This window comes from Streptomyces sp. NPDC055078 (assembly GCF_053607985.1).
In genome coordinates, this window is the sequence record NZ_JBSGUP010000246.1 from 1 (window position 1) to 11102 (window position 11102).

The following is an 11102-nucleotide window of genomic DNA, read 5'->3' on the forward strand; positions in this document are numbered from 1 at the left end:
CGCTAGGGCGTAGGTGGGGGTACCTCCACGCCCGCTCGGGCGTAGGGGGAGGTTCGGGGCGGAGCCCCGGCGAGTGCCTGCGCCCCGAGTGGGCTGACGCGCACTACTGCAACGCGTCCTCAATGCCGGACGGGCTGACGGTGTCGCCCCCGTGACCGGGGCCCCCGGGGGTTGGCGGGCGCTTTGGGGCACGAGCCCGTGGTCGGGGCACCGGGCCGGGGGCAGTCGCGGTTACGGCAGTGACGGCGGGGACTTCGCGGGGTTGGCGGTGAGGGAGGTGAGCGCCATGCGGACCGCCTCGTCGAGTTGGGGGTCGCGGCCCGCGGCGTAGTCCTGAGGGGTCGTCACGACCTCGACATCGGGCTCGACACCGTGGTTCTCCACCCCCCACTCGTACCCCTCCAGCCAGAACGCGTACTTCGGCTGGGTCACCTGCGTCCCGTCCACCAGTGCGTATCTGCTGTCGATGCCGATCACTCCGCCCCAGGTCCGGGTCCCCACGACGGGCCCGATCCCGAGCGCCTTGATGGCCGCGTTGACGATGTCCCCGTCCGAGCCGGAGAACTCGTTGGCGACCGCGACCACCGGCCCCCGGGGGGCGTCCTGGGGATAGCTGAAGGCGCGCATGCCACGCGGGATGTCCCAGCCGACGATGCGGCGGGCGAGCTTCTCGATCACGAGCTGGGAGGTGTGGCCGCCTCGGTTCTCGCGGACGTCCACGATCAGCCCTTCCCGCGCCACCTCGATCCGCAGATCGCGGTGGATCTGCGCCCACCCCGGCGCCTGCATGTCGGGGACGTGCAGATAGCCGAGCCGGCCGCCGGACCGCTCGTGGACGTACGCCCTGCGGTCCGCGACCCAGGCGTGGTACCGCAGCGGCTCCTCGTCCGAGAGCGGGACGACGATCGCATGGCGGGGATCGCCGCCGCCCGCCGGGGAGACGGTCAGCTCGACGGGTTTGCCCGCCGCGCCGACCAGCAGGGGCCAGGGGCCCGCGACCGGGTCGACCGGCCTGCCGTCCACCGCGAGGAGCGTGTCGCCCGCGCGGACCGCGACGCCGGGCGCGGCGAGCGGGGAGTGGGCCTGGGGGTCGGAGGTCTCGGACGGCAGCACCCGGTCGACGCGCCAGGTGCCCTCCGCCGTACGGGAGATGTCCGCGCCGAGCAGACCCTGGCGGGTGGCCCGGCTGCCGTATCCGCCCCTGGGGGTGACATACGCGTGCGAGGTCCCCAGCTCCCCCTGTACCTCCCAGAGCAGATCGACCAGATCGTCATGGGTGGCGAGCCGGGACAGCAGGGGGCGGTAGCGGTCCAGTACGGCGTCCCAGTCCATGCCACCGAGGTCCGCGCGCCAGAAGTTGTCGCGCATCAGCCGGCCGGCCTCGTCGTACATCTGCCGCCACTCGGCGGCCAGGTCGAGCGTCTGGCGTACCCGGGAGAGATCGACGGTGATGTTGGTGTCGCTGTCCTCGTCGCGGGAGGCGCGACGGTCGCTGGGCACGACCTTAAGAGTGCCGTCGGTGTAGAGCAGCACCCGCTTGCCGTCCCCGCTGACGGAGAAGCCCGAGGCGTCCGACGACAGTTCCTCACCCTGCCGCTGGACCAGGTCGTACCGCTCCAGGGTGCTCTTGGGCCCCGGGTCGTCGGGGGTGGCCCGGGTCGCGCCCAGCACTCCGTGCAGCGGATGGCACAGCCACAGCACGCCGTCCTTCGCCGCGCGCAGATTCGAGTAGCGGGCGGCCTCGACGGGGAACGGCACTATCCGGTCGGCGAGTCCTTCGAGGTCGATACGGGTGACGGGCACCCCGTTCTCGCCCTCCTCCGGCTCGTCGCGGCCACCGTCAGCTCTCTCTGATTTTTCGGGTTTGTCCGGCTCGAACGCCCGCCCGTGGCGCTGCGGTCCGAACGGTGACGGTGTCGTCGCCGCCAGGGTGATCAGATGCGGCCGGCAGCCGCCGACGAAGGCGAGGTCGAAGACATGGGCGTCGTAGACCGGGTCGAAGGCACGCTCGGAGAGGAACGCCAGATGCTTGCCGTCGAGGGTGAACGCGGGCTGGTAGTCCCGGAACCGCAGCTCGGTCGCATCGGTGACGGACAGATCGGCGGTGTTGGCCAGCTTGAGCTGGCGCAGCGGCGTCGGCCCGGCGTGCGACCAGGCGAGCCAGCCGGAGTCGGGCGAGAAGGCGAGCCCGGTCGCCTCGCCGTCCTCGCCCCGGTCGACCTCGCGCACCTCTCCCGACTCGCGTTCGACGAGCAGGACCCGTCCGTCGTGCGAGGCGACGGCGACCCGTCCGCCGTCCGGCGCGACAGCCAGGCCGAGCACCCGCCCGAGCTGCCCGGCCCCGAGCCTGCGCGGGGCCGTACCGGCCGTCGCGCCGGTCGCGGGGGCGAACTCCAGCGCGTCCTCGCCCTCCGCGTCGGTGACCCAGACGACGTGTTCCGCCCCGTCGGCGCGGAAGGTCCGGGGCATCCTGGCCCGTACGCCCGGGGTCGCGGCGACGGCCCGCGCGGGCCCCTCGCGGTGGGTCACCCAGTGAATACCGCCGCGGATCTCGACGGCGCTGCCGCGCCCGGTGTGGTCGGGCGCGGCGGAGCCGAAGTGGTAGTCGGCGTTGACGGGGCGGGGCCGCAGATCGGTGCGCTGTCCACCGAGCCTGATGTCCAGGCGGCGGGCCTCGGCGCCGTCGAGGTCGTCGACGATCCACAGCTCACCGGCGCGGGCGTAGACGACCCGGGTGCCGTCGGTGGCGGCGTGGCGGGCGTAGAAGCCGCCCTCCTCCACCGGGGTGTGCCGCCGCAGTCCGGAGCCGTCGGGCAGGGAGGAGTACAGGGCTCCGACGCCCTCGTGGTCGGAGAGGAAGGCGATTCTTCCCCGGGCCCCGGCCTCCGCCCCGGCCGCTGCCTCTGCCCCGGTTCCGGTTCCGGTTCCGGTTCCGGTTCCAGCCTCCGCCCCGGTCCCGGCCTGTGCCTCGCCGGAGGAACTCCCACCGGCCCAGAGCGGATACTCGATGTTCCCGTCGAGTCCGGCGTGCAGGCGTACGAAGGTGCCGTCGCCCGCGCGGTCGATCCACAGCTTCCCGGCGGTGCCGCCCCGGTAGCGCTTCCAGGCGGCGGCCTCCCGGCCCATGGTGGCCGACAGCAGCAGAACGCCCGGCCCCGCCTCGTACGCCACATCGCCCACCGGCCCGTACGGCAGGACCGCCCCCGGCCCACCGTCGAGGGACACGGCCCGCGCCCAGGTGCGCCGCAGGCTGGCCTGGCCGTGGGAGGTGATGGCCAGGATCTCGCCGTCCGGGGTCCAGCCGCGTACGGAGGTCTTGTGGCTGCCCCAGTGGGTGAGCCGGGTCGTGGGCCCGCCGTCGACGGACGCGCAGTGCACCTCGGGTGCGCCGTCCCGGCGCGAGGTCCAGGCGATATGCGTGCCGTCGGGCGAGAACCGGGGGTGGTCGACCGGAACGTCGTCGGCGCTGACACGCCATGCGCGACCGCCGTCGAGCGGGGCGATCCAGACGTCGTCCTCTGCGGTGAAGGCGATCAACTCGCCGTGGATATGCGGATACCGTAGGTAGGCAGGGTGCGTCACAGGGTCACCCTAGGCAGGCCGGGGGTGTGCGGTCACTGCTTTGGCGGACAACCGCTCCAGCGGGCGGGCGGCGGGTGGGGGCGCGGCGGGGGACATCCGGGGAGGCGCGGGCGGGCCCGGCGCGGGTGAGGACGGCGCGGGTGAGGACGGCCCCGGCGGGCCCGGTGCTCATTTCGGGTCGGCCGTCACCGTCTCGGTGACCGTGACCGTGACGGTGGGGCGCGCGCCCCCGCCGGGCGGGCCCGAGCGGGACGGCCTGCCTGACCCGGTCTCGCAGTCGCCCAGGAAAGTGGCCGTGAAAACGACCTTGCCCTCGACCCTGGCCACCAGATCACCCCGTACGCAGGAACCCGAACGCTCCTCCGTCACCTTGCCCTTGAGCGTGATCTCTCCGCCGCCGCCCGTCTCGCCCTCGCAGTCGACGGTGGCGAAGGCCGGAGCGACGGGCGCGGCCGAAGCCGGTGCTCTCGTCCCGTCACCGAGCACCGCCGTGCAGGTGAACCAGCTCACCACGAAGCCGAGCCGCTCCAGCGCGCCGGTCGCCGTACGGTCGGTGGTGAGCGAAACGGCCGAGGCGTTCAGCCCTCCGCCCGTGGGCTCACAGGCGGTGAGCCCCACAACTGCCGCCCCCGCCAGGCCGATCGCGGACAGGACGCGTCCGCGGCTGGTGTGTGTCGTGCCGTTCATGGACGGCAGCGTGACACCGCGCGGCGCCGAGGAAAAGAGCGGTTGCGGACACACACCCCGTACGGTCGCCGAATTGAGCCGAACCAGTCCCGCCAGGGTGCGCTGCGTGGAGCGGACGGGGCGGTATGGGCGGTCGCTGGGACGGGGGTTCGGGGGGTGACGTGTGCGCGTGCGCGGTGCGTGCGGGTGCTCGGGTGGGGGTGCGCCCTGGTCCCGGGCGGGGGCGCGTGTCCTCAAGCTCCCCAGGGCTCCGCCTGGGTGGGGGTGCCCCCGGCGCAGCCAGGGGGAGGACCCCCAGGACGGGCTGGGTTTGGCCGCGCACGCGTCACAGCGCTCGGCCCGTGGGACGGCACGCCCTCCGGGCGTGTCCTCAAACTCCCCCAGGGCTTTGCCTGGGTGGTGCCCCCAGACGGGCTGGAGTTGCCCGACTCGCGCCGAAAGGCGGCGGGGGCTCAGAGGTCCTCGGCCCAGCGGCCGGTGCGGGTGAGGAGGAGGGCGAGGGCGGCCGTGCCGGCGGTGGAGGTGCGCAGGACCGTGCGGCCGAGGCGGTAGGGGGCCGCGCCCGACTCGGCGAACAGGGCCAGTTCCCCGGGGGAGACGCCGCCCTCGGGTCCCACGACCAGCACGATGGTGCCGTGGGCCGGGAGTTCGGCGGTGGCCAGCGGTGTCGCGCCCTCCTCGTGCAGGACGGCGGCGAAGTCGGCGGTCGCGAGGAGCGCCGCGACCTGCTTGGTCGTCGCGGTGTCCGCGACCTCGGGGAAGCGGAGTCTGCGGGACTGCTTGCCCGCCTCACGCGCGGTGGCCCGCCACTTGGCGAGGGACTTGGCGCCCCGTTCGCCCTTCCACTGCGTGATGCAGCGCGCGGCGGCCCACGGCACGATCGCGTCGACGCCGGTCTCCGTCATGGTCTCGACGGCGAGTTCGCCGCGATCGCCCTTGGGAAGCGCCTGGACGACGGTGATACGGGGGCTGGGCTCCGGCTCCACCGGGAAACCGGCCGGCTCCACGATCAGCCGGTCCTTGCCCTCGGTGCGTACGACGACTCCGGCGGCGCCCCGGCCATGACCGTCCGTCAGCACGATCTCCTCGCCGGGCGCCAGCCGCCGTACGGAGACGGCGTGCCGCCCCTCAGGGCCGTCGAGGGTGAACTCCGAGCCGGGCCCGACGCCGTCCAGCGAGTCCACGACGAACACGGGCGCGGTCATGAGGCCCCCTGCTTGGCCAGCTCCGACCGCACGGACTCGACTTCGTCGGCCAGCAGTTCGACGAGTTGCCCGGCGGGCAGCTCACGCGCCATCCGGTGCCCCTGCCCGGCCCACAGCGACATCCCCTGGGCGTCGCCCGCCTTCGCGGCGGCCTTGCGCAGACCGCTGGTCAGATAGTGCACCTGGGGGTAGGCGGCGGGGGCGTACGGCCCGTGCTCGCGCATGAAACGGTTGACGAGCCCCCGGGCGGGCCGCCCGGAGAACGCGCGGGTGAGTTCCGTACGGACGAAGAGCGGGTTGGTCAGCGCCTGCTTGTGCAGGGGGTGCGCGCCGGACTCCGGGGAGACGAGGAACGCGGTACCGAGCTGCGCCCAGGTCGCCCCGGCGGCGATCACGGCGGCGATCTGCTCACCGCGCATCAGACCGCCCGAGGCGATGATCGGCAGCCGTACGGTCTCGTGGACCAGCGCGACCAGGGTGAGCAGCCCGATCCCGGCGCCGTCCGCCGCCGGGTTGTCGCGGTGGGTGCCCTGGTGTCCGCCGGCCTCGACACCCTGGACGCACAGGGCGTCGGCGCCCGCCCGCTGCGCGGTCTGCGCCTCTTCGGGGGTGGTGACGGTGACGACGGTGAAGGTGCCCGCCCGGGTGAAGGATTCGAGCACTTCGCGGCTGGGGCAGCCGAAGGTGAACGAGACGACGGGGACGGGGTCGTCGCGCAGGATGGCGAGTTTGGCCTCGTAGCCGTCGTCCCACCCGGCGTCGGGGTCGCCGAGCGGGGTCTCGTACCAGGTCGCCTCACCCGCGAGCTGGTGCCGGTAGACCTCGATGGCCGCGGGGTCGGCGGTCTTGGGCTGTGGCATGAAGAGATTGACCCCGAAGGGCCGTCCCGTGAGCCCGCGGATCTGTTTGATCTCCTGGTACATCCCGTCCGCGGTTTTGTACCCTGCGGCGAGGAATCCGAGGCCCCCGGCCTCGGACACAGCGGCGGCCAGCTGCGGGCCCGAAACGCCGCCCGCCATGGGGGCCTGCACGATCGGATATCGGCAGAGATCGGTCAGTGCGGAGGACATGCGTGCATCGTGTCATGCCGTTCCCGGCCCACCGAATCGAGGCCGTCGTGCCCCTGGGGGGTACGGCGGGAGGCGTCCGCGCGGGATCTCCGGGGGTACGGCCGGAGGCATCCGCGCGGGACCCCTGGGGGTACGGCCCGAGGCGTCCGAGCGCACTGTCGGGGCCGCCGTGTACGCAGCGCCGCCGGACCGGTGTGCACACCACCGCCCCACCCCCATGCGTACGGCCCCGGCCGATCCCCGCCTTGAGGTGCGCGGGGGCCTGCCGGGGCCGTACGTATGCGGGCTAACGACCGTTGAACGCGTCCTTCAGCCGGGAGAAGAGGCCCTGCTGTCCGGGCTGGAACTGGCCCAGCGGGCGCTCCTCGCCCCGCAGCTTCGCCAGCTCCCGCACCACCCTCTCCTGCTCCGGGTCCATCTTGGTCGGCGTCATCACCTCGACGTGCACGATCAGATCGCCGCGCCCGCCGCCGCGCAGATGCGTGATGCCCCTGGTGTGCAGCGGAATCGACTGCCCTGACTGGGTGCCCGGCCGGATGTCGACCTCCTCCATGCCGTCGAGGGTCTCCAGCGGCACCTTCGTACCGAGCGCCGCCGCCGTCATCGGAATCGTCACCGTGCAGTGCAGATCGTCGCCGCGCCGCTGGAAGACCGGGTGGGCGACCTCATGGATCTCCACATAGAGATCACCGGCCGGACCGCCGCCCGGGCCGACCTCGCCCTCGCCCGCGAGCTGGATACGGGTGCCGTTGTCGACACCGGCGGGGATCTTCACGGTCAGCGTCCGGCGGGAGCGGACCCGTCCGTCGCCCGCGCACTCCGGGCAGGGCGTCGGCACGACGGTCCCGAAGCCCTGGCACTGCGGGCAGGGGCGGGAGGTCATGACCTGGCCCAGGAAGGACCGGGTCACCTGCGAGACCTCGCCGCGGCCCCGGCACATGTCACAGGTCTGCGCGGACGTACCGGGCGCGGCACCCTCGCCGGAACAGGTCGTGCACACCACGGCGGTGTCGACCTGGATGTCCTTCGTGGTGCCGAAGGCCGCCTCGTTCAGCTCGATCTCCAGGCGGATCATCGCGTCCTGACCGCGCCGCGTACGCGACCTCGGCCCGCGCTGGGACGCCGTACCGAAGAACGCGTCCATGATGTCCGAGAAGTTCCCGAAGCCACCGGCTCCGAAGCCGCCCGCACCGCCGCCCGCCTGGGACAGGGGGTCTCCGCCGAGGTCGTAGACCTGTTTCTTCTGCGGGTCGGAGAGCACCTCGTAGGCGGCGTTGATCTCCTTGAACCGCTCCTGCGTCTTGGGATCGGGATTGACATCCGGATGCAGCTCTCGCGCGAGCCGCCGGAATGCCTTCTTGATCTCGTCCTGCGATGCGTCGCGGCGCACGCCGAGTACGGCGTAGTAGTCCGTGGCCACTTACGACTCCGCCAGGATCTGTCCGACGTAACGTGCCACTGCGCGTACCGCTCCCATCGTTCCGGGGTAGTCCATGCGGGTCGGTCCGACCACGCCGAGTTTGGCTACTGCCTCGTCGCCCGAACCGTAGCCGACAGCCACGACGGACGTTGCGTTGAGTCCCTCATGGGCGTTCTCGTGACCGATCCGTACGGTCATGCCCATTCCGCCTGATTCCTTGGCCTCGCCGAGCAGCTTGAGAAGCACCACATGCTCTTCGAGCGCCTCAAGCACCGGCCTGATCGTCAGCGGGAAATCGTGTCCGAAGCGGGTGAGATTGGCGGTACCGCCGATCACCAGCCGCTCCTCGGTCTCCTCGACCAGCGTCTCCAGCAGGGTGGAGAGCACGGTGGTGACGGCCCCCCGGTCCTCCGGCTCGAAGGAGTCGGGGAGGTCCTGCACCAGCTGTGGCACATCCGCGAACCGGCGGCCCACGACCCGGCTGTTGAGCCGGGCCCGCAGATCCGCGATCGCGGTCTCGCCGATCGGCGCGGGACAGTCGATCATGCGCTGCTCGACCCGTCCGGTGTCCGTGATCAGGACGAGCATCAGCCGGGCGGGCGCCAGAGAGAGCAACTCCACATGGCGGACCGTGGACCGGGTGAGCGAGGGGTACTGGACGACGGCGACCTGCCGGGTGAGCTGCGCGAGCAGCCGTACCGTACGCCCGACGACATCGTCCAGGTCGACGGCGCCGTCCAGGAAGCTCTGGATGGCGCGGCGCTCGGCGGACGACAGGGGCTTGACCCCGGCGAGCCTGTCGACGAAGAGCCGGTATCCCTTGTCGGTGGGGATGCGTCCGGCGCTGGTGTGGGGCTGGGCGATGAACCCCTCCTCCTCCAGCACCGCCATGTCATTGCGCACGGTGGCCGGGGACACCCCGAGCCGGTGACGCTCGGTGAGCGCCTTGGAGCCGACCGGTTCCTCGGTGCCGACATAGTCCTGGACGATGGCGCGCAACACCTCAAGTCTGCGTTCGCTGAGCACGCGCACACCTCCAGCTGTGATTCCTTGGTGACTGCCTGGCACTCCTCCTGTGCGAGTGCCAGGATTTCCCCGTGCCAGTGTACGGCCGTGGGGTACACCCCTAGCAAGGGCGACCGAACACGGTACCGCGCGACTGCGCTGGTCGTTGCCAGTAGGTTCGCGGTATGGACGTCGGTTGGGAAGACTTCGGCTGGGAGCGGCTGGCCGAGGGGGTGGGACGGAGGCGGCTGCCCGGCTGGGACGCGACCTGTGGGCTGATCGCCGGGACGCGGGGCGTCCTCCTCTTCGACACGGGTGCCACCCTCCGCGAGGGCGCCGAGCTGCGCACCCAGGCGCAGGCCCTGCTGGGCGGTCGCCGGGTGACGCACATCGCGCTGAGCCATCCGCACTTCGACCATGTGCTGGGGACGGCCGCGTTCGCGGGGGCGGAGGTGTACGGCGCGGTCGGCGTCGACGCGCTGCTGCTGCGGTCGCGGGACGAACTGCGGGCCGATGCCGTACGGCACGGGGTGGCCCCCGACCGGGCCGCTGAGGCCGCCGAACTGCTGGTGGCACCCGGGCACACGGTCTCCGGCGAGCGCACTCTCGACCTGGGCGGCCGGCAGGTGCTGCTGGTGAACGCCGGTCCCGGGCACACGGGCCACGATCTGGCGGTCCTGGTGGCGGGCGACCCGGAGGTGGTGTTCTGCGGCGATCTGGTCGAGGAGTCGGGCGAGCCTCAGGCCGGTCCGGACGCGATCCCGTCCCGCTGGCCCGCGGCGCTGGACCGGCTGCTGTCACTGGGCGGCGAGGACGCGGCGTACGTACCGGGGCACGGGGCGGTGGTGGACGCGGCGTTCGTCCGGGCACAGCGGGACGCCCTGGCGGAGCGGTACGGGGTGTCGTAGGTGCGCTGCTGTGCAGTGCCTGTGCGTGCTTGTAGTGCTTGTACGTGCGGTGCTTGTACGTGCTTGTGCGTGCCGTCGGTGCCGTGAGCCCTGAGGGTGCGTCGCGTCGCGGGGAGGTCGCGGGCAGGTCGTGGGGACCGGGTTCGGGCCGGTGTGTCGCGGTGGCGGCGGCGCCGACGGGCGCGTTCCCTTGCAGAATGTGCGCATGCGCAGTTACAGCCCCGATCTGACCCCGCCCTGGAAGAAGTCCGCCCCGGCCCCCGAGGTGGCCGCCGACCCCGAACTGGTCGTGGAGGAGGTCACCACGGGGTTCTGCGGCGCGGTGATCCGCTGCGAGGCCGGAACGGTGACCCTGGAGGACCGCTTCGGCAAGCACCGGGTCTTTCCGCTCGCCCCTCAGGGGTTTCTGCTGGAGGGCGAGGTGGTCACCCTGGTCCGCCCGTCGGGCGGCCGGACCGCGCCCGCGCGTACGGCATCGGGGTCCGTCGCGGTCCCCGGCGCGCGGGCGCGGGTGGCGCGGGCGGGCCGTATCTACGTCGAGGGCCGCCACGACGCCGAACTGGTCGAGCGGGTCTGGGGCGACGACCTGCGCATCGAGGGGGTGGTGGTGGAGTATCTGGAGGGCATCGACGACCTCCCCGCCATCGTCGCGGAGTTCTCCCCCGGCCCGGACGCCCGCCTCGGAGTCCTGGTGGACCATCTGGTGCCCGGCTCCAAGGAGTCCCGTATCGCGGCCTCGGTCACCGACCCGCACGTCCTGGTCGCCGGTCACCCCTACATCGACGTCTGGGAAGCGGTGAAACCGTCCTCGCTGGGCATCCCCGCGTGGCCGAGCGTGCCCAGGGGCCAGGACTGGAAGACGGGCGTATGCCGTGCCCTGGGCTGGCGGGTGGAGAACACGGGCCAGGCGTGGCAGCACATCCTGTCCCGCGTGGCCTCCTACAAGGACCTGGAGCCGGAGCTGCTGGGGCGCGTGGAGGAGCTGATCGATTTTGTGACGGCGCCGCCGGAGTAGCTCGCCGGACGGCTGGATTCCGCGGTTGAGGCGCGGGGCTTGGGGCCCGGGGCGGGGCCCGACACGAGCCCGCACACAACGAGCCCCGCCGGCACTTAGGCGCTGGGGCCCCCACGCCGCAGGGCGTAGGTGGGGGCACCTCCACGCCCGCAAGGGCGTAGGGGGAGGCCCGGGGCGGAGCCCCGGCGATCAGTCGACCAGGTCCCGCAC

The 11102-nt window shown here is 72.6% G+C and carries 8 protein-coding genes; 2 read left to right on the forward strand and 6 right to left on the reverse strand.

Annotation, left to right across the window (positions count from 1 at the left end; all coding sequences use genetic code 11):
- Nucleotides 1–231: 231 nt before the first annotated feature.
- The 6 genes from ACWF94_RS20885 to hrcA all read right to left on the reverse strand — a co-directional run bounded on the left by ACWF94_RS20885 (nt 232) and on the right by hrcA (nt 8990).
- Nucleotides 232–3582: a S41 family peptidase gene (locus ACWF94_RS20885; RefSeq protein WP_453490276.1), complete on the reverse strand. Its 3351-nt coding sequence runs from the start codon at nt 3580–3582 to the stop codon at nt 232–234.
- Nucleotides 3583–3750: 168 nt separating this feature from the next.
- Nucleotides 3751–4269 carry a hypothetical protein gene (locus ACWF94_RS20890; protein WP_453490279.1) on the reverse strand — a complete coding sequence of 173 codons (519 nt, stop codon included), beginning with the start codon at nt 4267–4269 and terminating at the stop codon, nt 3751–3753.
- Between the two features lie 452 nt (nt 4270–4721).
- Entirely contained in the window at nt 4722–5474 is a 753-nt protein-coding gene (locus tag ACWF94_RS20895; protein ID WP_453490282.1) for a 16S rRNA (uracil(1498)-N(3))-methyltransferase, read from the reverse strand.
- Nucleotides 5471–6544: a nitronate monooxygenase gene (locus tag ACWF94_RS20900; RefSeq protein ID WP_453490285.1), complete on the reverse strand. Its 1074-nt coding sequence runs from the start codon at nt 6542–6544 to the stop codon at nt 5471–5473. The genes ACWF94_RS20895 and ACWF94_RS20900 overlap by 4 nt, the downstream gene beginning before the upstream one ends.
- Before the next feature lie 286 nt (nt 6545–6830).
- On the reverse strand, nt 6831–7964 hold the full coding sequence (gene dnaJ, locus ACWF94_RS20905) for a molecular chaperone DnaJ (protein WP_453490288.1): 1134 nt from the start codon (nt 7962–7964) through the stop codon (nt 6831–6833).
- On the reverse strand, nt 7965–8990 hold the full coding sequence (hrcA, locus tag ACWF94_RS20910) for a heat-inducible transcriptional repressor HrcA (protein ID WP_453490297.1): 1026 nt from the start codon (nt 8988–8990) through the stop codon (nt 7965–7967).
- A gap of 164 nt (nt 8991–9154) precedes the next feature.
- On the opposite strand from hrcA, the gene ACWF94_RS20915 reads away from it, so the two are divergent.
- Entirely contained in the window at nt 9155–9877 is a 723-nt protein-coding gene (locus ACWF94_RS20915) for an MBL fold metallo-hydrolase (protein ID WP_453490291.1), read from the forward strand.
- A gap of 205 nt (nt 9878–10082) precedes the next feature.
- Nucleotides 10083–10892, forward strand: coding sequence for a DUF3097 domain-containing protein (locus ACWF94_RS20920; RefSeq protein ID WP_453490294.1), 810 nt, complete (start codon nt 10083–10085; stop codon nt 10890–10892).
- Nucleotides 10893–11102: the final 210 nt, after the last annotated feature.